The organism is Aquitalea sp. LB_tupeE, from assembly GCF_013391415.1.
Taxonomy (GTDB): Bacteria; Pseudomonadota; Gammaproteobacteria; order Burkholderiales; family Chromobacteriaceae; genus Aquitalea.
Map to the genome: position 1 here is coordinate 97,807 of NZ_JACAXB010000028.1, position 22,936 is coordinate 120,742.

A 22,936-nucleotide genomic window follows, 5' to 3' on the forward strand; every position below is an offset into this window, starting at 1 on the left:
CTTGTCAGGCGACGCCGCGCGCGCGTTTGGCAGCAAATTCCAGGCGGAAATCCGCAAAGCGGTCTTCCTCGATGGCCTTGCGCATTTCGCGCATCAGTTCCTGGTAGTAGTAGAGATTGTGGATGGTGTTCAGGCGGGCACCCAGGATTTCACCCACGCGGTGCAGGTGGTGCAGGTAAGCGCGGCTGAAGTTGCGACAGGCGTAGCAGCCACATTCTTCGTCCAGCGGTTTCTTGTCATCCTTGTAACGCGCGTTCTTGATTTTCACATCGCCGTACTGGGTGAAAATCCAGCCATTGCGGGCATTGCGGGTCGGCATCACGCAGTCGAACATGTCGATGCCGTTGGCCACGCCGTGTACCAGGTCCTCCGGTGTGCCAACGCCCATCAGGTAGTGCGGCTTGTCAGCCGGCAGCATGCCGTTCAGCTCGTTCAGCATGCGGTACATCTCCGGTTTGGGCTCACCCACCGACAGCCCGCCGATGGCGTAACCGTCAAAGCCCACCTGCAGCAGGCCTTCCAGCGACTCCTGGCGCAAGTCGGTATACAGATTGCCTTGCACAATGCCGAACAGGGCATTGGGGTTTTTCAGGTCGTCAAAGGCGCGGCGTGAACGTTCTGCCCAGCGCAGGCTCATCTGCAGCGATTTCTGTGCGGTATTGCGATCCACCTGGCCCGGCGTACATTCGTCCAGCTGCATCACGATGTCCGAATTGAGCACGGTCTGGATCTTCATCGAGATCTCCGGGCTCAAGAACAGCTTGTTGCCATTGATCGGGCTCTGGAAAGTGCAGCCTTCTTCGGTCAGCTTGCGCATGTCGGCCAGGCTGAATACCTGGAAGCCGCCCGAGTCAGTCAGAATGGGTTTGTCCCAGCCGATGAATTCGTGCAGGCCGCCAAACTGCTCGATCACCTCCAGACCAGGGCGCAACCACAGGTGGAAGGTGTTGCCCAGAATGATCTGCGCGCCGATGTCGTTCAACTCCACCGGGCTCATGGCCTTGACCGAGCCATAGGTGCCCACTGGCTGGAAAACCGGGGTTTCCACCGTGCCGTGGTTGAGTTCCAGTGTGCCGCGCCGTGCGCCGCCGGATGTTTTGTGTACGGTAAACTTCAGCATGGGGTGTATTTGTTATGCAAAATCAGCGCGCTAGTATACAGCAAGCGGAGGGGGCTGTTGCTTAGGCAGGGAAAATCGCCGCAGAAGATATTTATGGGCGTGGCGGGTGAGGCAGGTCGAGTGCTTCAGGCCGGGCGGCCTTTGCACAGCCTGACTTGCGGATTCATGCGGTCAGGGGCTTGCATTTTCGCGGTCAGGCCTTTAGTATTGCCAACTCGACGACAGGCACGTAGCTCAGCTGGTTAGAGCACCACCTTGACATGGTGGGGGTCGTTGGTTCGAGTCCAATCGTGCCTACCAATACACAGCATGGAGTTATCCCAGGTGAAAAACTGGCGAACTACCACAACCCGACATTCTCACGCTAGCTGAGCCTTGCGGGTTGTACCATGCAAAAAAAGAGCGGCTCAGGCCGCTCTTTTTTTTTACCCTTCGTAACAATATTACGCCCTGTTTGGAGTTGACATGCCTGACATTCGCCTGCCTGACGGCTCGGTTCGATCCTTCGACAAGCCGGTAACGGTTCATGAAGTGGCTGCGTCCATCGGTACCGGTCTGGCGCGTGCTGCGCTGGCAGGTCGCGTCGATGGCGTGCTGGTGGATACCTCGTACAGTATTGATCGTGATGCCGATCTGGCCATCGTGACCGACAAGGATGCCGATGGTCTTGGCATCATCCGCCACTCCACCGCCCACTTGCTGGCTTATGCGGTGAAGGAGCTGTTCCCGGAGGCGCAGGTGACCATCGGGCCGGAAATCGAAAACGGTTTCTACTACGACTTCGCCTACAAGCGCCCGTTTACCCCGGAGGACCTGACGGCCATCGAAAAGAAGATGACCGAACTGGCCAAGAAGGATATCCCGGTTGAGCGCTACGAACTGCCACGTGATGAGGCTATTGCTTACTTCAAGAGCATTGGCGAAGCCTACAAGGCCGAGATCATCGAATCCATCCCGCAAGGCGAGGTGCTGAGCCTGTATCGCGAGGGTGAATTCACCGACTTGTGTCGTGGCCCACACGTGCCGTCCACCGGCAAGCTGAAGGTGTTCAAGCTGATGAAGGTGGCCGGTGCCTACTGGCGCGGCGACAGCAAGAACGAAATGCTGCAGCGTATTTACGGTACGGCCTGGGCCAAGAAGGAAGATCTGGAAGCCTACCTCTATATGTTGGAAGAGGCGGAAAAGCGCGACCACCGCAAGCTGGGTGTGCAGCTGGACCTGTTCCACCTGCAGGACGAGGCGCCAGGTATGGTGTTCTGGCATCCCAAGGGCTGGCAGCTGTGGCAGAACGTCGAGCAATACATGCGCGGCAAACTGGTGCAAGAGGGCTATCAGGAAGTCCGCACGCCGATGATGATGGATGTGGAATTGTGGAAGAAGTCGGGTCACTGGCAGAACTACAAGGAAAACATGTTCATCACCGAATCGGAAAAGCGCGACTACGCCGTCAAGCCGATGAACTGCCCCGGTCATATCCAGATTTTCAACAGCGGGCTGCGTTCCTATCGTGACCTGCCGCTGCGCTATGCCGAGTTTGGCTCCTGTCACCGTAACGAACCGGGCGGCGCGCTGCACGGCATCATGCGTGTGCGTGGCTTTGTGCAGGATGATGGCCACATCTTCTGCACTGAAGACCAGATCAACCAGGAAGCCAAGGCGTTTCACCAGCTGGTGATGGAAGTGTACGAGCGCTTCGGTTTTGACAAGGTGTCGATCAAGCTGGCGCTGCGTCCGGAAAAGCGCCTGGGTGCCGAAGAAACCTGGGACAAGGCCGAGCAGGGCATGCGCGAAGCGCTGCAAGCATGCGGCGTGGCCTGGGAAGAGTTGCCGGGCGAGGGTGCCTTCTACGGTCCGAAGATCGAATATCACGTCAAGGATGCGTTGGGTCGCTCCTGGCAGTGCGGTACCTTGCAGCTGGACTTCATGCTGCCGGAAAGTCTGGGCGCTGAATATGTGGCCGACGACAACAGCCGCAAGCGTCCGGTGATGTTACATCGTGCGGCGCTCGGTTCGCTGGAGCGCTTCCTGGGTATTCTGATCGAAAACCACGCAGGTGCCTTCCCGTTGTGGCTCTCTCCGGTGCAGATGGTGGTGATGAATATCACCGAAGCACAGGCGGATTATGCTGCACAAATCGCCGAAGCATTGAAGAAACAAGGCTTCCGCGTCGATCTTGACTTGAGAAACGAGAAGATCGGCTATAAAATCCGCGAGCACAGTCTGCAAAAGCTGCCGTACCAGATCATCGTGGGCGACAAGGAAAAAGCAGGCGAACTGGTTGCCGTGCGCGCCCGAGGTGAAGACCTGGGTCAGCTCACGCTGGATGCATTCATTGCCCGCCTCAAGGCTGAGATGCCCGAGGCCTGATCCGGCAACGGCAGGCATTTGATAGATTAATAGGAGATTTGGCTATAGCTCAGGAACGCGAAGCACGGATCAACGGCGAGATTACCGCTCGCGAGATTCGTCTGGTAGGCATGGAAGGTGAGCAGATTGGTGTTGTCAGTCTGCGTGAAGCAATGGCACTGGCCGAGGAAAATGATGTGGATCTGGTGGAAATTTCCCCGACTGCTCAGCCTCCGGTCTGCAAGCTGATGGACTACGGCAAGTTCAAGTACGAACAGTCGAAGAAACGTCACGAAGCCAAGCTCAAGCAAAAGCAGGTCCAGATCAAGGAAATCAAGTTCCGCCCGGGCACTGACGATGGCGATTACAACGTCAAGCTGCGTAACCTGATCCGTTTCCTTAATGATGGCGACAAGGCCAAGATCACCCTGCGTTTCCGTGGTCGTGAAATGGCTCACCAGGACATCGGCCTGGCATTGCTCAAGCGTGTTGAAGCCGATTTGGCTGAAATTGCGACAGTTGAGCAATTCCCCAAGCTGGAAGGTCGTCAAATGGTGATGATGATTGCCCCGAAAAAGAAATAATCGGGTATAATCGTTTTCTCAATGCGGCAGGGTCTACCCTGCCGTGTTGATTTTGTAGGGCGGCAATGCCCTGCGCAAAAGCGTGACGCAGTGGTTTCAAGCACCTTCGGGTCACCCTGTGTCTAATCTAACTCAGAAATTCTGCAGGAGTTTTCCATGCCGAAAATGAAGACCAAGTCGAGCGCGAAAAAGCGTCTCAACGTGCTGGGCAATGGCGGTGTAAAGCGCTCTTATGCGTTCAAGCGTCACATCCTGACCAAGAAAACCACCAAGAACAAGCGCCAGTTGCGCGGTACCACCATGGTACACGCCACCAACATGGCTTCTGTTCGCGCCATGATGCCCTACGCATAAGGAGACTGAATAATGCCACGCGTTAAACGCGGTGTAACCGCACGTGCTCGTCACAAGAAAATCCTTGCCCTGGCGAAAGGCTATCGCGGCCGTCGCAAGAACGTCTATCGCATCGCCAAACAGGCGGTGATGAAGGCCGGTCAATACGCATACCGCGACCGTCGTCAGAAAAAGCGTCAGTTCCGTCAGCTGTGGATTGCCCGTATCAACGCCGCTGCGCGTGAAAACGGTCTGCCGTACAGCAAGTTCATGAACGGCCTGAAGAAAGCCGCCATCGAAATCGACCGTAAGGTCCTGGCCGACCTGGCCGTGTTCGACAAGGCTGCCTTTGCTCAGATCGTTGAAAAGGCGAAAGCTAGCCTCGCTTGATAGCAAGACTGTAAAAGGGGAGGCTGATGCCTCCCTTTTTTTTCATTTGCTTGTAGTAACGATGTTGCAAGAGCGTTGACCAGACTGCCATGAGTGTGGTCAGCCTTTTTGTTCCGGTCTGCCGGTTGGTGCAGGGTGCCGCTGATGTCATGCAACGGTTGCCACATCGCCGGCCGACAGGCCGGAAAGACGCATACGGTGTGAGACCCAATGACTAACGTTGACGCGATTCTCCAAGCTGGTCTGGCTGCCGTCGAGGCAGTGTCCGACCTCATCGAACTGGAGCAGGTCAAAGCGCGCTATCTCGGCAAGAGCGGCGAGCTGACCGAACTCCTCAAACAATTGGGCAAGCTTCCTCCCGAGGAGCGCAAGGCTGCCGGTGCCACCATCAATGTGGCCAAGCAGGCTTTTGAAACCGCCCACAATGCCCGCCGTGACCTGATCAATGCACAGAAGCTGGAAGCCCAGCTGGCGGCCGAGTCGCTCGATGTCACCCTGCCGGGCCGTGGCTTGTCTACCGGTGGCCTGCACCCGGTGGCGTTGACGCTGGAACGTATTGCCACCCTGTTCCGTTCCATGGGTTTCCAGGTGGCGGACGGTCCGGAAATCGAAACCGATTTCCACAACTTCCAGGCACTGAACATTCCGGAAAACCACCCGGCCCGCGCCATGGCCGACACCTTCTATGTAGAAGGTGGTGATGTGCTGCGTACCCATACCAGCCCGATTCAGGTGCGTTACATGCTGAACAACGAGCCGCCGATCAAGATCGTGGCTCCTGGTCGGGTATACCGCGTGGACTCCGATGCCACTCACTCCCCGATGTTCCACCAGATGGAAGGCCTGTGGGTGGAAGAGGGCGTGTCCTTTGCCGACCTCAAAGCCGTGGTGACAGATTTCCTGCGCCGCTTCTTCGAACGTGATGATCTGCAAGTGCGCTTCCGCCCGTCTTTCTTCCCCTTCACTGAGCCGTCCGCCGAAATCGACGTGCTGGGCGAGCGTGGCTGGTTGGAAGTGGGGGGCTGCGGCATGGTGCACCCCAATGTGCTGCGCAATGTGAATATCGATCCGGAAAAGTACAGCGGCTTTGCCTTCGGCATTGGTCTGGACCGTTTCGCCATGCTGCGTTACGGCGTGAATGACCTGCGACTGTTCTTTGAGAACGATCTCAACTTCCTCAAACAGTTCAATTAAGCGCAGGTAGGGATAAAGAATGCAATTCTCCGAACATTGGCTGAGAAACTGGGTTAATCCTTCCCTTTCCAGCGAGGAACTGTCCTACCTGCTGACCATGGCGGGTCTGGAAGTGGAAGAAACCACCGCCGCTGCGCCGGCGTTTACCGGCGTGGTGATTGGCGAGGTCAAGGAATGCGTCAAGCACGAAAACGCTGACCGCCTGCGCGTGACCAAGGTGGACGTCGGTACTGGCGAACTAGTGCAAATTGTCTGTGGCGCACCGAACGTGGCTGTCGGTGTGCGTGTGCCGTGCGCACTGCCAGGCGCGGTATTGCCGGGCGACTTCAAGATCAAGCCCACCAAGATGCGTGGCGTGGAGTCCGGCGGCATGCTGTGTTCCGGCAAGGAACTGGGCGTACCCGAAGATGTGGATGGCCTGATGCTGCTGCCGGCTGATGCGCCTGTAGGCCAGAACATCCGCGACTATCTGGGTCTGGACGATCAGCTGTTCACGCTGAAAATCACGCCTAACCGTGCTGACTGCCTGTCGATCAAGGGTATCGCCCGCGAAGTAGCCGCGCTGACCGGTGCTGCACTACAAGCACAAACCATTACTGCCATCGCACCGCAAATCGATGACGTGGTACCGGTGGCTATTGCTGCCCCGCAAGCCTGCGGTCGCTATATCGGCCGCGTGATCCGTAATGTCAATGCCGCTGCGCCGACCCCGGACTGGATGAAGCGCCGTCTGGAGCGTTCCGGTCTGCGTTCCATTTCCGCCATCGTTGATGTCACCAATTATGTGTTGCTGGAACAAGGCCAGCCGATGCACGCCTTTGATCTGGCCAAGCTTGACGGCGGTATCACCGTGCGTATGGCCAAGGCGGGCGAGCAGCTGCTGTGCCTGAACGAAAAAACCGTCACCCTGGCCGAAGACAATCTGGTGATTGCCGATAACGCCAAGGTACTGGCCATTGCCGGTATCATGGGTGGTGAGAAAAGCGGTGTCACCACCGCCAGCACTGACATCATGCTGGAAAGTGCCTTCTTTGCTCCGGCAGCCATTGCAGGCAAGGCCCGCGCCTGGGGTTTCGGTTCCGACTCTTCTTTCCGCTTCGAGCGCGGTGTGGATTTCGAACTGCAACGTGACGCAATGGAACGTGCCACCGAACTGGTACTGTCCATCTGCGGTGGTGAGGCTGGCCCGCTCAACGAGCAAGTTGCCGAACTGCCGGTCCGCAAGGGCGTGAAAGTGCGCACCGCACGCGTGGCACGGCTGCTGGGTATTACCCTGTCGACCGAGCAGATTGCTACCATCCTCACCCGTCTGGGTCTGGTGTTCGATACGCTGGAAGATGGCTTTCTGGTGCATGCACCGTCTTTCCGCTACGACATCGAGATCGAAGAAGACCTGATCGAGGAAGTGGCCCGTGTACACGGTTACGATGCCATCCCTTACGAAGCCCCGGCTGCCCGCCTGCGCATGCTGGCGCTGCCGGAAGAGCGTCGCCCGCGTGAAGACATCCGCCATTTCCTGGCTGGCCGTGACTACCAGGAAGTAGTCAGCTACGCCTTTGTCGAAGAGGTCTGGGAGCGTGACTTTGCCGGCAATGCCGACCCGGTACGCCTGATCAATCCGATTGCCTCGCAGATGAGCGTGATGCGCTCGTCCCTGATCGGTGGCCTGGTCAATGTGCTGCAAGGCAACCTAAATCGTAAACAGCCGCGAGTGCGGGTGTTTGAAGTGGCCCGCGTGTTCGGCAAGAATGCTGCCGGCAAGGCCGACGAAACCACCCAGCCGGAAAAAGTGGCAGGCCTTGCCTGGGGCCCGCGCGTTGCCGAGCAATGGGGTGCCAAGGCCGAGCGCATCGACTTTTACGATGTAAAAGCCGATGTGGAAGCCCTGCTGCTGCCAGCCCAAGCCAGCTTCACCAAGGCCGCACACCCGGCCTTCCACCCCGGCCGTTGTGCCGAGATCAGCCTGAACGGCAAGGTGATTGGCGTGATGGGCGAGCTGCATCCCAAGTGGGCACAGCAATACGGCCTGCCTACACCGCCGGTGCTGTTTGAACTGGATCTGGCTGCTGTCGAACAGCGCACTGCCACCAAGGCGCAGCTGGTGAGCAAGTTGCAGCCGGTACGCCGCGATCTGGCGCTGGTGGTTGACGAGCAGGTAACGGTTGCTGCTATGCTGGATACTTTCCGTCAACATGCATCCGCGTTGGTGAAGGAAGTGGCCCTGTTCGATGTCTATCGCGGCAAGGGTGTGGAAGAAGGTAAGAAGAGCCTGGCCTTCCGTGTGGTGTTGCAGGACGACGCCCGCACCCTGACTGATGAAGATGTCGAGCCGGCCATTCAGAAGCTGCTGGATGCTGTTGCAAACGCGCATGCAGCCCAGTTGCGTCTGTAAGCCATTATTGCCGGAAGGCGTGGCATAATGTCCGCCTTCCATCTGTATATTCAAGAAGTTAAGGGGTAGTCATGACTTTGACCAAGGCTGAGTTGGCCGACCTGTTGTTTGACCAGGTAGGTCTGAACAAGCGTGAAGCCAAGGACATGGTTGAAACGTTTTTTGAGGAAATCCGTATCGCACTGGAAGCAGGCGATTCGGTAAAGCTGTCCGGATTTGGTAATTTCCAGCTGCGCGACAAGCCGCAGCGTCCGGGCCGCAATCCCAAGACTGGGGAAGAGATTCCCATCACGGCACGCCGCGTGGTGACCTTCCACGCCAGTCAGAAACTCAAAGGAATGGTTGAGCAATACCATGCTAACAAGCAAGGCTGATTTGCCGGCAATCCCGTCCAAGCGCTACTTCACCATCAGCGAAGTGAGCGAGCTGACCGGGGTGAAGCCGCATGTGCTGCGTTACTGGGAGCAAGAATTCTCCCAGTTGCGCCTGGTCAAGCGTCGTGGCAATCGTCGTTATTACCAGCATCACGAGGTATTGCTGGTGCGTCGTATTCGCGGCTTGCTGTACGATGATGGTTTCACCATTCAAGGTGCGCGTCAGCGCTTGGGTGCGGGTGGTGAAATGGAGCGCCCGATTACTGCTCAGGAAGTACGCGCTGAATTGGAAGCCATTCTGAATTGGTTGGATTCAGGTATTGGCAAACAGTAAATAAACAGCTACAATGTGTTTCTCTTGAGTCGGGGTGTAGCGCAGCCTGGTAGCGCACCTGCATGGGGTGCAGGGGGTCGGAAGTTCGAATCTTCTCACCCCGACCACAAGACTAAATCAGTACACATATCATTAAAGCCACCAATATAAGGTGGCTTTTTTGTTGCCTGCGCAAAATGCGCTGCGTGATATTGGTATTTACAGGCAATATACAAATATGAAAGCCACCCGATTAAAGGTGGCTTTTTTCATGCGCATTCAGCCAATATGCTGCAACATGGTGATAATTTTGCCACAGCCATGGCCATCAAGCCCTGACAGAATACTGGCTAAACAACGAGGCTGATCTGTGCAGCCAGCCCGATCAGAGCGCGCTCTTGATCTTTTGCCACATGGTTTTTTCTTTGTTTACCTTGCAGTACTCGTCAATTTGCGGGCGGATTTTTTCTACGTCGGCAATGACTTCAGTCGCTGTAACCTTGCCATTCTTATGCTTGCTGATTTCATAACCAAGAATGATGGGCCTGTCGGTTTCCTTTATCACGAGATAGTCGTTGCAAGTAATTGCGTATTTGGCATTTGACTTGCTGCCAGATGCATTCTGTTTGCCAGTACCACTGCTGGCAACAGCAAATGCGGAACTGCCAAGTAATGCGATCAGGGCCATGATTTTCAGTTTTGCAGGCATGCTTTGACTCCTTGGTGATGATCATCCCCGAAACAAAAGAAAAGTGTTTGGGGTGAGGCCATCCTCCAGTTATGTAATTTTTCGGTCAAGGCAAGCTGTCGTGGATATTTCGTTTCTGCTTGATGAGTTTTCTTTGATTCGCTGAGATTAATCAGTGATGATGGTGGCAATGCGTCTATGTATTTGAATTTATTGCCATTGCTATCGAGATTGTCAACAGGATGAAGCTGTCTGGTGTTTAGGGTTGGGCCCGCAAGAATGGTGTGGAGGGACTGAACCCGGCACTTTCGGGTTAAGCGCAAGAAGTCTGGTACAAGCGCTGGTGCGCGTGGAGCAAACTGTGTCTTGTGAGTTATCCACTCAATACAGGCCCGGCCTTGATGACGGCCTGAGTCCGGCTATTGACCTCAAGCTTGCGCAAGATGGCCGATACATGCGCCTTGACGGTGCTTTCTGCAATATTCAACTCAATCGCCACAATTTTGTTGGGTTTGCCGGCAATAATGGCTTCCAGCACACAGCGTTCTTGTTTGGTCAGGCTGGCAATGCGGTTGCGCATGGCTTGTTGTTCGACAGACAAGGGCAATGGGGTCGGGCTGTTGGTGTCGTGTCCGGCCAATTGTTCTGGCTGGTAGATTTCCCCGTCTTCGGCAATGCGGCGTACTGCATCCGCCATTTGTTGCCGTGGTGTGGATTTGGGGATGAAGCCACACACGCCCAGCTGCAATGCCGCTGCGACCACTTCGCTGCGTTCATCCGCTGACACAATCACCAGTGGCACCACCGGCGCGCTTTGGCGCAACAAGGCAACGCCTTGCAGGCCGAACATGCCCGGCATGTTAAGGTCCAGCAGCGCCAGCTCAAGCGTGTCGTCGTGAATGGCAGCCTGGACTTCTGCCAGTGAAGTGCACTCGATCAGCCGCACCGAACGGCCAAACGCATCCAGCACAACATCTTTCAACGCTTCGCGAAACAGCGGATGATCATCAGCGATCAGAATACTCATTTCCATCATGGCCCCAACGCGTGAGTCAAGCTGACTGATTCGGCCAGCGAACAAGACTATAGCCTGAAATGCACAATGCTGGCAGCATGGCTTTTGGTGGTAAAGGTGGATTGAGTGCTTGTGTGCAGTCTTCTGGCTGTTATCTTGCTATCGATTCGAGTTTGGCAATGGGGAGAGGCTGCGCGCTAGAATGCATGGCCTGTGTGGCTATTCAAACCGGTGTCTGCCAGGCTGCCTGACAGTGTTGATGATGCCTGACCATGTAACAAAAGTAGAAGCCAGCACAGATTGGCTGACACAGAACAGGGCTGTTCAGCCAACTGCGCAGCCTGGTGGAGACAAGATGAAGCAGCCTTTGGTGCTGCTGGGTAGCACTCAGCAGCAAGACCCGGCGCAGGCCGCGGCAGAATTGTTCGCGCAGCTGTATCAGCCATCACTGGCTTTGGTATTGCTGTTTATTTCGCCAGCCTATGACCTTTCCTTGCTGGCCCAGGCGCTACAAGGCCATTTTGGTGATGCCTTGGTGGTGGGTTGTACCACGGCTGGCGAGATCGGCTGCCATGGGTATCAGCAGGGCAGTATCAGTGGGGTCAGTTTTGCCGAGCCCGATTTCTTTGCCGTTGCGGCCAGGCTGGACCAGCTGCATGACTTCGAGCTGGCGGATGCTTTTGAAGCGGTAATGACGGCCCGGCATGAGCTGGCACGCAAGAGTGGCTCCGCAATCGACCGCAACAGCTTTGCCCTGATGCTGATTGATGGGCTGGCTGCCTGTGAGGAACGCGTCGCCAGCCGGCTTTCCTCTGCCCTGGGGCATATCCCGCTGCTGGGTGGATCGGCCGGTGACAATATGCGCTTCGAAAACACGGCGGTTTTGCTGGATGGCCGTTTTCATACCCAGTCTGCTGTCTTTGTCATGGTGGCCAGCCGCCATCCTTTTGAGATGTTCAAGTCCGAGCATGCGGCACGTAGTGGTGAACGCATGGTGATTACCGAAGCAGATGCCGATAGCCGTCTGGTTACCGAGATCAATGCCGAGCCGGCGGCGGCGGAGTACTGTCGTACCTTGGGCCTGGACCCGGAGCAACTGGATGCCAATACCTTTGCCGCCCACCCGCTGGTCCTGCAAGTGGGTGGCGTGCCGTATGTGCGCTCCATCCAGCGGGTGAATCCTGATTTGTCATTGTCTTTTTTCTGTAGTGTGGATGAGGGCGTGGTGTTATCGGGCACACAGGCGCAGGACCTGGTGGCCAGCCTGGATAAAACCTTTGCCCGCGTTCGCCAGCAGCTGGGGCCATTGCAGGTCGTGCTGGGGTGTGACTGCGTATTGCGCCGCATCATGATCAGCAATACCGCTGCACAAAGTCGTCTCTCCAGCTTGCTGGTGCAGAATCGGGTAGTGGGCTTCAATACCTATGGCGAACAATTCAACGCCATGCATGTCAACCAGACCTTTACCGGCATTGCCATCGGCTATGCCGGACATCAGGGCGTGCTGCATCAGGGGTAAGCATGGAACCGGCTGTCGATCTCTCCCGGGCAGATTCCGCCACGCTGCTGCAACATATCGCACAGCTGGAAAAGGACAATGCCAAACTGCGCAAGATCAATAACGCATTGATTTACCGCGTGGAAAGCGGCATGGCTGACAATGGTAATTCCTTTACCATTTTCCAGGTGTCTGCCGAGCTGGAAAAGCGCATTCAAGAGCGTACCCACGCGCTGGAGCGTGCCATCAACGACTTGAAGACCAGCAATATCGCTCTCGAAGAAGCCCGGCTGGCCGCCGAGCAGGCCAATAACCGGCTGGGTGTGGCGGTGGACACTATTGCCGACGGTTTTGCGCAATGGGACCAATACGACCGCCTGGTCCGTTTCAATCAGCGGATTGTCGAATTGTTGCCGGTCCTGCGTGGCCATGTGCGTACCGGCATGCACTTTGCAGAATATCTGGATCATCTGGCTGAGTCCGGTGCCGTGCTGGACGCCATGGGGCAGGCCGGGAGGTGGCGTGCTTTGCGTTACCGTCAGCATCAGGACAGCAATGGCAGCTATCTGGAGCCATTGAGCGACGGGCGTTGCCTGCGTATCAGTGAACGGGCGACGGCCGATGGTGGCCGGGTGGCCATTTATACCGACATCAGCGAAATCAAGCGTCAGGAGCAACTACTGCGCCAGCAAGACCAGGCTGCGCACCGCCAGTTGCTGGCCGCCACCGTCAACAGTCTGCGTCAGGGCATTGCCGTATTCGACCAGCATTCACAGCTGCTGGCCTGGAATCATCGCTTTTGCGAATTGGCGGGCTTGCATCCGGCCACCCTGTCTATTGGGCAGGCCTTGCCGGAAGATGCCGAAATTCCGCTGCTCTGCCCGATCAGTGGCAGTTATGAGGTGGAAACCTGCCACGGGCTGGTGCTGGAGATTGAATCCTGCCCGATGCCCAATGCCGGTTTTGTGATTACCTGCAGTGATGTCACCGCACGCAAGCATGATGAACGTGCGCTACGCGAAAGTGAGTCCAAGCTCAGACTGATTACCGACGCCTTGCCGGCACTGATTTCCTATGTCGACAAAGACCAGGTTTACCGCTTTACCAACAAGGGCTATGAAGACTGGTTTGGCAAACCGGTCAACGAGATCAACGGCCATACCCTGCGCGAAGTGCTGGGGCCTGACTTGTACGACCCGCGCCGCCATTTTGTCGAGCAGGCGCTGGCTGGTGTTTCTTCTGTCTTTGAACTCAAGATGCCCGCGCCCAAACGCTCGGTCGAATATGCGCAGGCGGCGTTCATTCCTCATATTGGCGAGGACGGTGCGGTGCATGGCTTTTATGCGCTGATCCAGGACATCACGCAAACCCGGCGTGCCGAGCAGGTGCTGCAACAGGCCAAGGAAGAGCTGGAACAGAGCGTGACGGCACGTACCGTGGAATTGCGTGATGCCAATACCCAGCTGCGCGCGGCCATTGTGGCGGCAGAAGAGGCCAATCTCAGCAAAACCCGCTTCTTTGCCGCCGCCAGTCATGACCTGTTACAGCCGCTGAATGCGGCGCGCCTGTTTGTGGCCAGCCTGGCCGAGCGCGAGGGCAGTGCCGACAGCATGCGGCTGGCGCAACATGCCGCCAGCTCGCTGGAAGCGGTGGACGACCTGATCAACACCTTGTTGGAACTCTCGCGCATTGATGCCGGTGCCTTGCAAATCACCCCCAATCACTTTCATCTGGACCAGTTGCTACGCCAGTTGAGCATCGAGTTCAGCCCCTTGGTGGCCGAGCGCGGCCTGAAACTGCGCTGCCATCCCTTGCCGGTGGTGGTGCATAGCGACTGGGTGCTGCTGGGGCGCATTCTGCGCAACTTCCTGAGCAATGCTTTGCGCTACAGCGAACAAGGCAGTTTGCTGCTGGGGGCTCGGCGGGTGAACGACGGCGTGCTGGTGGGGGTGTGGGATCAGGGGCAGGGCATTCCGGCGGGCAAATTGTCACTGGTGTTCGAGGAATTCCAGCGTCTGGCTGAACACAGCGGTATGTGTAGCAAGGGCCTGGGCTTGGGGCTGGCCATCGTCAAGCGCCTGGCCACTCGTCTGCAGCATCGCTTGGTGGTGCAGTCGCACTATGGGCGTGGCTCCTTCTTCGGCATTGTCTTGCCATATGGTCAGGCCGAGGCTGCCAGCCTGTTTCCGCGTCAGCAAGAGCGGGTTGCCTCGCCGGGGCCGTCCGAGCTGCAAGGCCTGTCTGTGCTGCTGATTGATAATGAACCGGCCATCCTGGCCGGCATGAGCACCTTGCTGTCCGGCTGGGGATGCCTGCCACTGGTGGCGGCAAACACGGCGCAGGCCGTGTCCTTGCTGCGCCAGCTCAGCCGCCCGCCTGACGTGATTCTGGCGGACTATCATCTGGACAACGAGGAGCGCGGGCCGCAAGCCATAGTGGCTTTGTACGAAGCATTGGGACAGCGCATTCCTGCGGCGATTATCACCGCGGACAGAACGCCCGAGGTTGCTGCGCAAATTGCCGCAGAAAGCTGGGCCATGCTCACCAAACCCGTCCGTCCGGCCCGATTGCGTGCGCTGATCGGTCATCTGGGGAGGTTGGCACAGTCCGGTGCTGACTGACCTGACTGCCGGGGCGGAGCCCAGGTTTCTAAGACCAAAGTCGAATAGAGCAGGGCGGGATAATTTCGCAGAATGACTTGGCTGCCGGTAGACACGCCGGCACTCCGATTCTAATAGCCAGGAGGCAACGTCATGTATCAGCAAGCACTCGCCGCAATCAGCAAGAAAGTTCCGCTGAAGTCCCGCTACGAAAACTTCATCGGTGGCCGCTGGGTGGCCCCGGTACAAGGCCAGTACTTCACCAACATCAGCCCGATCGACGGCAAGCCGCTGTGTGACATTGCCCGCTCTAGCGCTGCCGATATCGAACTGGCGCTGGACGCCGCCCATGCCGCGGCCGACCGCTGGGGACGCACTGCACCGGCTGTGCGTGCCAATGTATTGCTGAAAATTGCCGATCGCCTGGAAGAATACCTGCCTTTCCTTGCGCTGGTGGAAACCCTGGACAACGGCAAACCCATCCGTGAAACCAATGCCGCCGACTTGCCGCTGGCTGTCGACCACTTCCGCTATTTCGCCTCCTGCCTGCGTGCGCAGGAAGGTTCGCTGTCCGAACTGGACGACGACACCGTGGCCTACCATTTCCACGAGCCGCTGGGTGTCGTGGGGCAGATCATTCCGTGGAACTTCCCGCTGCTGATGGCCGCCTGGAAGCTGGCCCCGGCACTGGCTGCCGGTAACTGTGTAGTGCTCAAGCCGGCCGAACAAACCCCGATGGCCATTCTGGTGCTCATGGAAGTGATTGCCGACCTGCTGCCGGACGGCGTGCTCAATGTGGTGAACGGCTTTGGTGTGGAAGCCGGCAAACCACTGGCCACCAACCCGCGTATTGCCAAAGTGGCCTTTACCGGCGAAACCGGCACCGGTCGGCTGATCATGCAGTACGCTGCTGAAAACATCATCCCGGTCACGCTGGAACTGGGTGGCAAGTCGCCCAATATCTTCTTCGAAGACATCATGCGCGAAGACGACGACTTCTTCGACAAGGCACTGGAAGGCTTCGCCATGTTTGCCCTGAACCAGGGTGAAGTATGTACCTGCCCGTCGCGCGTGCTGGTGCAGGAGTCCATCTACGATGCCTTCATGGAACGTGCCGTGGCCCGCGTACAGGCCATCAAGCAAGGCAACCCGCTGGACATGTCCACCATGATCGGTGCGCAGGCTTCGCGCGAGCAACTGGATAAGATTCTGTCCTACATCGATATCGGCCGGGCCGAAGGTGCTCAAGTGTTGACCGGCGGTGGTCAGGCCCATCTGGGCGGTGCACTGTCCGAGGGCTTCTATGTACAACCCACCATTCTGGCGGGCCATAACAAGATGCGTGTCTTCCAGGAAGAAATCTTTGGCCCGGTGGTTGCCGTGACTTCCTTCAAGGACAAGGAAGAAGCACTGCGCATTGCCAATGACAGCGCCTTTGGCCTGGGGGCCGGTGTGTGGACACGTGACGGCAATACCGCCTACCGCATGGGACGCGAGATCAAGGCTGGTCGTGTGTGGACCAACTGCTACCACCTCTACCCGGCACACGCTGCCTTTGGTGGTTACAAGAAATCCGGTATCGGTCGCGAAACCCACAAGATGATGCTCGATCACTACCAGCAAACCAAGAACCTGCTGGTGAGCTACAGCCCGAAAGCGCTGGGTTTCTTCTAAGCAAGCGGCAGGTTTCCTCCGCTGAGGCGACAGTGTGGTGCTTCTTGCCGCGCCATCGCTTTCCTGGCAGTCCATTCCATGGTCATCACCTGCGGCAGGTGGTGACCGTGTGCAAGCAGCGGTCCTCCTTGGGGGTGGCGCGAGCCGCTCTCGCTTTGGCGCCGCCGGTTTTTCGCAAAGGGGTGACATGATTTCCCGCGTCAACATGACAGAGCGTGCTGCGGAACTATTGTCGGTGTTGTGCCAACGCCATGGTTCCTTGCTGTTCCATCAGTCTGGTGGGTGTTGTGATGGCAGTGCGCCACTGTGTTTTACCCAGCAGGAATTCCGTGTTGGCGATCATGACATTCTATTGGGAGAAATCGGCGGCTGCCCTTTTTATATCAGCGAATTCTTGTACGCTTACTGGTATAACTGTCAACTCACCATCGATGCCTTGCCCGGACGCAGCAGCAGCTTTTCGCTGGAGGGCAGCGAAGGCATGCGCTTTGTCACCTTGTCGCGTTTGTTCAGTGACGAAGAACTGGCAGAACTCGCCAAGCAATCAAATCAGCCTGACTGATGGCAGATCCTGGGTTTGCCATACTCAGACGCGGACTTGTAAATAAAGTAAAACCCCCATAAAGGGGGGGTTTTCATTTCCGGCCAGGAAAAATCCTTTACCGGTCTTGTCTGCCATTAAAATGACCGCAGTTTCACGAGGCATCCAGATAGTCGTAGCCGGCCCAGTCCAGCGCATAACCGCTGCCCTGCCGTTTCAGATGGACGGGTTTGAGCAGGCCATGTTGCTGCATGTAGCGCAGGTGTTCCTGAATGATGCTTTCGTTGACCTCATTTCCCATCTCACGCCGGATGGCGGTCATGATCTGCTGTTCATCCAGATACTGCACCTGTCGTGTGCGCAAGATGCGCAAGATCCGGAAAATCAATAATTCGTTGCGAGGCATTGGCGTATATCATGTTGCAGCGATCTTTCATTTATCTGACATTTTTATTGCCTTCGTCAAGAAAGATGACGGAAATGTTTCAATCAGGAGTATTCAATGGCAACACAGCGACCCGATTCCCCATGCATTGCACGTTGCACAACCGCAGTTGGTGACAATGTTTGCCGAGGATGTGGCCGTAGCTTTGCCGAAATTTCCAACTGGTGTTTCATGGACGGCACCGAGCGCGAGCAGGTATGGCAAACCCTGCCTCAGCGGATGCCCTTGCTGGAAATTGCCGAGCGTCTGGGGGTGTTGCTGGACTTGCAAGTACAGGATGGCCTGGAGTGGGGCGTATTACGTCTGGATGGCCGAACCCTGATGCTGCGTCTGAACGCAGGGCAATTGGCGCTGCGCTTGCCGGATGGTCGGGGGCTGCCTATTGGTCTGGAGCAAGGCTTGGATGGAGTATTGGCGCAACTTTCCCAATATATTGCATTAGCGAATTAGCATAAAAAGGAAGACTAACTGATGGCACAGGATAGCTCTCTGCCTGCATTTTGGGATCAACGCTATGAACAAGGCGTGACACCATGGGAGGGCGCAGCGGGCGATACGCAGATGCAGCAGTTTTTTGCCCGCTTGGCACCTGACAGCAAGGTACTGTTGCCTGGCTGTGGCAGTGCGGTCGATGTTCCCTGGCTGCTGTCGGCCGGCATGCGGGTGGATGCCATTGATTTCAGCCACGAGGCGGTCAAGCGTGCGCGTCAGGCTTTGCAGGGAAGTTCGGCCCGGTTGTGGCAGGCCGATTTTTTTGCTTTGCAGGCTGATGCCCATTATGACGCCATTTTCGAGCGCGCCTTCTTGTGTGCCTTGCCACCTAGGCTGTGGGAGAGCTATACCCATAAGGTTAGTCAGCTGCTGCGTCCCGGTGGTTTTCTGGCGGGTGTGTTTTTCCTGGCGGACAAGCCCAAGGGGCCACCCTATGGCACCAGCCTGGCAGAATTGCACCAGCGGCTGGATCCAGCGTTCAGCTTGCTAAGCTGCCAGCCCGTAGCGGCAGCAATACCGGTTTTTGCCGGACAAGAGTACTGGATGGTGTGGCAGCGTTTGGCTGATTGAATTTACGCGCCGCTGGATTCATCAGTTTTTGTATTGATAGTTTTCAATTTTTTTTGTGTAGATGGTAATGATTCTTGATTGGTGTCAGGTTTATCCTAAATTTGATTGGTTAATTCACTAAATTAAGGTAAAAATGTAGCGCCCGCTTTAAACATATAACAAGCAATAGCAGCAGGTTGTAAGGAGAGAGCATGGAGTGGTTCTGGCGCGTCTATACCCTGATCGAGAAAACATTTTTCTTTACCCTGACCCGGAAACTGTGCAGTTTCTTTTTTCTGAGTCTGTTTCAGCTGATCATGGTGGTTTACGTCTATCTGGTGCTAACTGGCATTCGCGGTCAGTTGGCCGGTTCCGGTATCAATGCGGCCAGTCTGGCGCAGATACAATCCAGTATTGATGGCGCCATTTTCTGGTCATCGGCATTGTGGCTGGCTGGCTTTGTCTTCATCAGTTTCATGGTCTGGTATTTGCGCTACCTGATTGTGCGTCCGCTCAAGATGATTATCGGAATTTTCAATGAGATAGGCGCCGGAGAGGGTGATTTATCACGGGACATTCCTACCGTCACGCATGACGAAATCCGCGAAGTTTCGATCTCCTATAACCGCTTCCAACTGAAAATGCGCGAAATCATCAGCAATGTGCGCCTGATGACGGTACGTATTGCCATGGATTCGGCACGAACCCGCAAGAATGTCAGTGAATCGCTGGGCAGTGCGGTGCGACAGGATGAGTTCGCCACCAGGGTGCGCGATGCCAGCGACCAGACGACTTCTGGCATCAATCAGGTGACTGGCCAGACGCAATCTATCTCGGCCTCTACCTTGTCCAATCTGGACGTGGCACGCGAGTCGTATGACGAACTGAAAACTGTGGCCGACCGTATTTTTGACATCAGCCAGAAGGTGGGACATTTCAACCAGACGGTTGAAGATCTGAGTCAGCGCTCGGCCAGTATCAAAACCATTGTTGATCTGATCAAGGATATTTCCGATCAAACCAATCTGCTGGCACTGAATGCCGCCATCGAAGCGGCACGTGCAGGTGAAACCGGCCGTGGTTTTGCTGTTGTAGCAGATGAAGTGCGCAAGCTGGCAGAGAAGGTCAAAAATGCCACTGACGAAATCTCCAGCAATATTGATGGCATGCTGGGCCTGGTTTCCGATACCCAGGTTGAAACCAATGAAATCACCACGGGCACGCATCAGGCACGCGAAGTGGTATCGCGCGCCTCACAGCACTTTGGCCGCATGATGGGAGATTTCGAAGCCACGGCCAGCAGTCTCACCCAGATTGCCGGCACCATGGAAGACTTTGCTGAAACCAACCGGCAGGTCAATCGCCATGTATCCGAGATTCATGGTCTGGGCCAGTTGGTGACAGAGCGCTTGAACCATACCGAGCATGTGGCAGATGAACTGTCCGGCGTGGCAGAACAAGTGCAGGAAATGGTATCGCGTTTCATTATTGGCGAAGGCGAGTTCGACCGCATGATCAGCTTGGCACGCAAGCAGCGCGATGTGTTGCAGGACATTCTGCAGCAACAGCTGAAGGACGGTGTGGATGTATTCGACAAACGTTATCAGCAAATTCCTGGCAGCAAGCCGCCCAAATACCACACGGCCTATGATGAAAAACTGGCCAGCCTGGTGCAGCCCCATTACGACGCTTTGGTACGGGATGTGGTCGGCGGGCGTTTTTGCTTGCTGGTGGATGGCAATGGTTACGCCCCGACGCATAACAGCTGGTATAGCCAGGCCATGACGGGTGATACAGAAAAAGACCTGATCAACAGCCGTGACAAACGGATTTTCTCGGACCCAGCAGGATTGAAGTCGGCGCATAACACCCAGCCCTTCCTGCTGCATACCTATATGCGTGATACTGGTGAAATCCTGTCCGAGCTGACCCTGCCGGTTTACCTGGATGGACGTCACTGGGGTGCGTTGCGACTGGGGTTTGACCCCAGCAGCTTGCTGGAGGCTGCTGGGTTGAAGAACAAGAACAAACGCTGAGTCAGCATCAGCGAACAGCAGGAAATAAAAGAGGCCCATAAGGGCCTCTTTTTAGTTTGACTACCAATGCGTGTCATCAGTCCAGCTGTGATGTGCAGCAGGGGCAACGGCTAGCCTTCAGAGGCACGCTGGACAGGCAGTAGCGGCATTCCTTGGTGGCAGGAGCGGCCGGAGCCTCTGCCGGTGCTTCGCGCTTGAGCCTGTTGATTGCCTTGACCAGCATGAAGATGGCGAAAGCGACAATGGTAAAGCTGACCAGGGAGTTGATGAACAAGCCGATATTCATGGTGACGGCACCAGCCTGCTTAGCCGCGGCTACCGAGGCATAAGGCCCGGCTTGTTTGACGCCTTCCTTGAGAACCAGGAAGAGGTTGGCAAAATCCACGTTACCAACCAATAGCCCGATAGGCGGCATGATTACGTCATCAACCAGCGATTTGACGATGGAACCAAAAGCGCCACCAATTACCACGCCGACTGCCAGATCGATAACATTGCCTTTAACGGCAAATTCCTTGAATTCCTTCAGAATGGACATGGCTGATCCTTTGATTTTTGTTTAATACAGTGTTAAGCAAACACTAGTTTAGCACGAATATGCTGATATGTTGCGTGACCAACATGCAGCTGCCAGATGCTTTGAAAACCCAGCTTAATTTACCTGATTCCTTGGCAAGGAATGTGGCCTGTGTTGCTGGCATCCAGCTGTATGGATCTGTTCCGGGTATTTTGTTGTTGTATTGCCGATTTCTGCTGTCGGTGATGACTGGTGCTTTCCGCTGGACATGCATTCTAAAACAGCAGGCTGCTTGCGGGTGTTGTCTTGGTGGACGGAGGTTCGAGAGCGGGGAGAGTGCCAAGCGGAGAGGCGTGTAATGCAGAATCTTCAGCAAGCCGTGCAGCGGTACAGCAAAGTGGCAGAAAATGGATGCGGGCTGCAAACAGCAGTAAAAAAGGAGATAAACAAAAAGCCCACCGTGTAGGTGGGCTAAGTGCTTGAATCTAGTGGCTCCCCGAGCAGGGCTCGAACCTGCGACCTGCGGATTAACAGTCCATTTAACGGGCCTTGCCCAGACTGAAACTCCATCGAAAAGCAAATAAAAATCAGTAACTTAACCTACCTACACTTCCTGCGACTTACCGCCATCTACCTCACTAAGTGCTGCAAAATTGCAGCAACGCAAAGTCATTTTAGGCAATGCAGCCTTGCTTCGCAATAGAACAAATGCATTAAAAATCCAGGTTTCACACTGTATAGCGCTATACGGAGTGCTGGCAGGTGCCAGCTTGACCGGATACCCTCATGACATTCCCTTTGCTAACCCCAGCCGAGCTTGCCCAACTTATAGGTCTGTCTCTGCAAACTATCTATAACCGTCGTAATAATGGTGGGTCTCTACCACCTGCGATTATGCTTGGCCGGCAAGTACGTTTCCGTCAGGAGGACGTGGATACTTGGTTGCAAGAGCAGTATGAACACATCTCCGGTGAGCAAAATCCAAGCATGCTTCCGCCCAATGTTCCTGCTAAACGTGGTCGGCCGACCAAAGAAGAGCAAGTTCGCAAGCGCCGCGAGTCAATCTGATTACAAGAAGAAAGGCTGACTACTGGTAAGAATAAATTACCGTCACTCGGTCTGAAAACCTATCGACAACTCCTTCAGTATAGGCAGCGTTATTGCACAGTTGATTTGGTAAGAGACAAACCAGCAGCTCCCCCTGCTAAGTGGCTGCTCAGAGAACGGATGAATACGGAACAGCGTATCCACACAGGTTTGACCGACACGTCGTCGCGCATGAATCAAGCCAAACTATTACAGCACCAGCCGCTCCCCATGACTCACCTTCTGCACATAAAACAGGTGCGGCAGCGGGCCATCGTATCCACGCTGTAGCGCAGCCTGGCATAGCGCCCACGACTGGGTTCGTATGCCATGAAAGCCAGGCTGCCTTGCGATGCGCTCCAGCGTTTCCGTTATCGCGGCAGTGTTTTTCCGATTCGCCTGCATGGCAATCATGGCATGCAGTTCTTCGATTTCCTGTTTTGACCGTCGCCATGTCCACGCGGCCCGGCCTCGGCTGGGTTGACGTACCAGTTCATACCCAAGCCATTTCAAGTACGGTTTATCTCCGACATCCTGCAAGGTTTCCTGCTCGAGTCCTTCCCCATCTGTTGCCAGCAGTAGCCACTCCACTTTTTCTGCAGCCAAGGGCCAATACATGACCAACACGGTATTAGCCAGCCCTTTCCCCTTACGCGTCAGTCGTTGGGCTGGCGAGCAGCCAATCCCGTACAGAGTATGAAATTTCTTCGCCATGGCTTCGGCTTTGCTCACGGCAACAGTGCCGTGCG

General features: G+C 55.9%; 22 protein-coding genes and 2 tRNA genes. 18 read left to right on the top strand and 6 right to left on the bottom strand.

Features of this window, described 5'->3' with window-relative positions; all coding sequences use genetic code 11:
* Positions 1-4: 4 nt before the first annotated feature.
* The gene (gene tgt, locus HWX34_RS14660; protein WP_178972936.1) at positions 5-1,120 is read right to left on the bottom strand and encodes a tRNA guanosine(34) transglycosylase Tgt; all 1,116 of its coding nucleotides are present in this window, start codon (positions 1,118-1,120) and stop codon (positions 5-7) included.
* Between the two features lie 223 nt (positions 1,121-1,343).
* Here tgt and HWX34_RS14665 point away from each other — a divergent pair.
* The 10 genes from HWX34_RS14665 to HWX34_RS14710 all read left to right on the top strand — a co-directional run bounded on the left by HWX34_RS14665 (position 1,344) and on the right by HWX34_RS14710 (position 9,174).
* Positions 1,344-1,420, top strand: a tRNA-Val gene (locus HWX34_RS14665).
* Positions 1,421-1,585: 165 nt separating this feature from the next.
* Entirely contained in the window at positions 1,586-3,487 is a 1,902-nt protein-coding gene (gene thrS, locus HWX34_RS14670; protein WP_178972937.1) for a threonine--tRNA ligase, read from the top strand.
* A 38-nt stretch (positions 3,488-3,525) separates the two neighbouring features.
* Positions 3,526-4,050, top strand: coding sequence for a translation initiation factor IF-3 (gene infC / locus HWX34_RS14675; RefSeq protein WP_082086295.1), 525 nt, complete (start codon positions 3,526-3,528; stop codon positions 4,048-4,050).
* Positions 4,051-4,206: 156 nt separating this feature from the next.
* Positions 4,207-4,404 carry a 50S ribosomal protein L35 gene (rpmI, locus tag HWX34_RS14680; RefSeq protein WP_045845173.1) on the top strand — a complete coding sequence of 66 codons (198 nt, stop codon included), beginning with the start codon at positions 4,207-4,209 and terminating at the stop codon, positions 4,402-4,404.
* A gap of 12 nt (positions 4,405-4,416) precedes the next feature.
* Positions 4,417-4,773 carry a 50S ribosomal protein L20 gene (rplT, locus tag HWX34_RS14685; protein WP_045845172.1) on the top strand — a complete coding sequence of 119 codons (357 nt, stop codon included), beginning with the start codon at positions 4,417-4,419 and terminating at the stop codon, positions 4,771-4,773.
* 210 nt (positions 4,774-4,983) lie between these two features.
* A complete protein-coding gene (gene pheS / locus HWX34_RS14690; RefSeq protein ID WP_045845171.1) occupies positions 4,984-5,967 on the top strand; it encodes a phenylalanine--tRNA ligase subunit alpha in 984 nt (327 codons plus the stop codon).
* Positions 5,968-5,986: 19 nt separating this feature from the next.
* Complete coding sequence (gene pheT / locus HWX34_RS14695; RefSeq protein WP_178972938.1) at positions 5,987-8,359, top strand: phenylalanine--tRNA ligase subunit beta; 2,373 nt, start codon at positions 5,987-5,989, stop codon at positions 8,357-8,359.
* A 71-nt stretch (positions 8,360-8,430) separates the two neighbouring features.
* Entirely contained in the window at positions 8,431-8,733 is a 303-nt protein-coding gene (locus HWX34_RS14700) for an integration host factor subunit alpha (protein WP_045845169.1), read from the top strand.
* Entirely contained in the window at positions 8,714-9,067 is a 354-nt protein-coding gene (locus tag HWX34_RS14705; protein WP_178972939.1) for a MerR family transcriptional regulator, read from the top strand. The genes HWX34_RS14700 and HWX34_RS14705 overlap by 20 nt, the downstream gene beginning before the upstream one ends.
* 30 nt (positions 9,068-9,097) lie before the next feature.
* Positions 9,098-9,174: transfer RNA gene (locus HWX34_RS14710), tRNA-Pro, on the top strand.
* Between the two features lie 257 nt (positions 9,175-9,431).
* On the opposite strand, the gene HWX34_RS14715 is transcribed toward HWX34_RS14710, so the two are convergent.
* The gene (locus HWX34_RS14715) at positions 9,432-9,755 is read right to left on the bottom strand and encodes an HdeA/HdeB family chaperone (RefSeq protein WP_178972940.1); all 324 of its coding nucleotides are present in this window, start codon (positions 9,753-9,755) and stop codon (positions 9,432-9,434) included.
* A gap of 352 nt (positions 9,756-10,107) precedes the next feature.
* Positions 10,108-10,761, bottom strand: coding sequence for a response regulator transcription factor (locus HWX34_RS14720; RefSeq protein WP_255496949.1), 654 nt, complete (start codon positions 10,759-10,761; stop codon positions 10,108-10,110).
* 343 nt (positions 10,762-11,104) lie between these two features.
* Between HWX34_RS14720 and nosP the strand changes: the two genes are divergently transcribed.
* The 4 genes from nosP to HWX34_RS14740 all read left to right on the top strand — a co-directional run bounded on the left by nosP (position 11,105) and on the right by HWX34_RS14740 (position 17,083).
* Positions 11,105-12,268, top strand: coding sequence for a nitric oxide-sensing protein NosP (gene nosP, locus HWX34_RS14725; protein WP_178972941.1), 1,164 nt, complete (start codon positions 11,105-11,107; stop codon positions 12,266-12,268).
* Positions 12,269-12,270: 2 nt separating this feature from the next.
* The gene (locus tag HWX34_RS14730; protein ID WP_178972942.1) at positions 12,271-14,868 is read left to right on the top strand and encodes a PAS domain-containing hybrid sensor histidine kinase/response regulator; all 2,598 of its coding nucleotides are present in this window, start codon (positions 12,271-12,273) and stop codon (positions 14,866-14,868) included.
* A gap of 132 nt (positions 14,869-15,000) precedes the next feature.
* Positions 15,001-16,521 carry an aldehyde dehydrogenase gene (adh, locus tag HWX34_RS14735; protein ID WP_178972943.1) on the top strand — a complete coding sequence of 507 codons (1,521 nt, stop codon included), beginning with the start codon at positions 15,001-15,003 and terminating at the stop codon, positions 16,519-16,521.
* 187 nt (positions 16,522-16,708) lie between these two features.
* On the top strand, positions 16,709-17,083 hold the full coding sequence (locus tag HWX34_RS14740; protein ID WP_178972944.1) for a DUF779 domain-containing protein: 375 nt from the start codon (positions 16,709-16,711) through the stop codon (positions 17,081-17,083).
* 133 nt (positions 17,084-17,216) lie between these two features.
* Here the strand turns inward: HWX34_RS14740 and HWX34_RS14745 are convergent, their stop codons facing one another.
* Complete coding sequence (locus HWX34_RS14745) at positions 17,217-17,426, bottom strand: hypothetical protein (RefSeq protein WP_178972945.1); 210 nt, start codon at positions 17,424-17,426, stop codon at positions 17,217-17,219.
* A gap of 138 nt (positions 17,427-17,564) precedes the next feature.
* On the opposite strand from HWX34_RS14745, the gene HWX34_RS14750 reads away from it, so the two are divergent.
* The 3 genes from HWX34_RS14750 to HWX34_RS14760 all read left to right on the top strand — a co-directional run bounded on the left by HWX34_RS14750 (position 17,565) and on the right by HWX34_RS14760 (position 20,584).
* Positions 17,565-17,957, top strand: a complete 393-nt coding sequence (locus HWX34_RS14750) for a DUF1289 domain-containing protein (protein WP_178972946.1) — start codon at positions 17,565-17,567, stop codon at positions 17,955-17,957.
* Positions 17,958-17,978: 21 nt separating this feature from the next.
* The gene (locus HWX34_RS14755) at positions 17,979-18,569 is read left to right on the top strand and encodes a methyltransferase domain-containing protein (protein ID WP_178972947.1); all 591 of its coding nucleotides are present in this window, start codon (positions 17,979-17,981) and stop codon (positions 18,567-18,569) included.
* 191 nt (positions 18,570-18,760) lie between these two features.
* Entirely contained in the window at positions 18,761-20,584 is a 1,824-nt protein-coding gene (locus HWX34_RS14760; RefSeq protein WP_178972948.1) for a methyl-accepting chemotaxis protein, read from the top strand.
* 76 nt (positions 20,585-20,660) lie between these two features.
* Here the strand turns inward: HWX34_RS14760 and mscL are convergent, their stop codons facing one another.
* Positions 20,661-21,122 (bottom strand): large conductance mechanosensitive channel protein MscL, encoded by a 462-nt coding sequence (gene mscL / locus HWX34_RS14765; protein ID WP_178972949.1) that lies wholly within the window; start codon positions 21,120-21,122, stop codon positions 20,661-20,663.
* A 765-nt stretch (positions 21,123-21,887) separates the two neighbouring features.
* Here mscL and HWX34_RS14770 point away from each other — a divergent pair.
* Entirely contained in the window at positions 21,888-22,169 is a 282-nt protein-coding gene (locus tag HWX34_RS14770) for an AlpA family transcriptional regulator (RefSeq protein WP_178972950.1), read from the top strand.
* A 228-nt stretch (positions 22,170-22,397) separates the two neighbouring features.
* On the opposite strand, the gene HWX34_RS14775 is transcribed toward HWX34_RS14770, so the two are convergent.
* The coding region (locus HWX34_RS14775; RefSeq protein ID WP_218645197.1) for a hypothetical protein at positions 22,398-22,936 on the bottom strand (539 nt) is incomplete at its 5' end.

Excerpts from the sequence above, each read along its gene's own strand:
- tgt (WP_178972936.1), bottom strand. The coding sequence starts at position 1,120 with ATGCTGAAGTTTACCGTACACAAAACATCCGGCGGCGCACGGCGCGGC.
- thrS (WP_178972937.1), top strand. The coding sequence starts at position 1,586 with ATGCCTGACATTCGCCTGCCTGACGGCTCGGTTCGATCCTTCGACAAG.
- rpmI (WP_045845173.1), top strand. The coding sequence starts at position 4,207 with ATGCCGAAAATGAAGACCAAGTCGAGCGCGAAAAAGCGTCTCAACGTG.
- rplT (WP_045845172.1), top strand. The coding sequence starts at position 4,417 with ATGCCACGCGTTAAACGCGGTGTAACCGCACGTGCTCGTCACAAGAAA.
- pheS (WP_045845171.1), top strand. The coding sequence starts at position 4,984 with ATGACTAACGTTGACGCGATTCTCCAAGCTGGTCTGGCTGCCGTCGAG.
- pheT (WP_178972938.1), top strand. The coding sequence starts at position 5,987 with ATGCAATTCTCCGAACATTGGCTGAGAAACTGGGTTAATCCTTCCCTT.
- HWX34_RS14700 (WP_045845169.1), top strand. The coding sequence starts at position 8,431 with ATGACTTTGACCAAGGCTGAGTTGGCCGACCTGTTGTTTGACCAGGTA.
- HWX34_RS14705 (WP_178972939.1), top strand. The coding sequence starts at position 8,714 with ATGCTAACAAGCAAGGCTGATTTGCCGGCAATCCCGTCCAAGCGCTAC.
- HWX34_RS14715 (WP_178972940.1), bottom strand. The coding sequence starts at position 9,755 with ATGCCTGCAAAACTGAAAATCATGGCCCTGATCGCATTACTTGGCAGT.
- HWX34_RS14720 (WP_255496949.1), bottom strand. The coding sequence starts at position 10,761 with ATGAGTATTCTGATCGCTGATGATCATCCGCTGTTTCGCGAAGCGTTG.
- nosP (WP_178972941.1), top strand. The coding sequence starts at position 11,105 with ATGAAGCAGCCTTTGGTGCTGCTGGGTAGCACTCAGCAGCAAGACCCG.
- HWX34_RS14730 (WP_178972942.1), top strand. The coding sequence starts at position 12,271 with ATGGAACCGGCTGTCGATCTCTCCCGGGCAGATTCCGCCACGCTGCTG.
- adh (WP_178972943.1), top strand. The coding sequence starts at position 15,001 with ATGTATCAGCAAGCACTCGCCGCAATCAGCAAGAAAGTTCCGCTGAAG.
- HWX34_RS14740 (WP_178972944.1), top strand. The coding sequence starts at position 16,709 with ATGATTTCCCGCGTCAACATGACAGAGCGTGCTGCGGAACTATTGTCG.
- HWX34_RS14750 (WP_178972946.1), top strand. The coding sequence starts at position 17,565 with ATGGCAACACAGCGACCCGATTCCCCATGCATTGCACGTTGCACAACC.
- HWX34_RS14755 (WP_178972947.1), top strand. The coding sequence starts at position 17,979 with ATGGCACAGGATAGCTCTCTGCCTGCATTTTGGGATCAACGCTATGAA.
- HWX34_RS14760 (WP_178972948.1), top strand. The coding sequence starts at position 18,761 with ATGGAGTGGTTCTGGCGCGTCTATACCCTGATCGAGAAAACATTTTTC.
- mscL (WP_178972949.1), bottom strand. The coding sequence starts at position 21,122 with ATGTCCATTCTGAAGGAATTCAAGGAATTTGCCGTTAAAGGCAATGTT.
- HWX34_RS14770 (WP_178972950.1), top strand. The coding sequence starts at position 21,888 with ATGACATTCCCTTTGCTAACCCCAGCCGAGCTTGCCCAACTTATAGGT.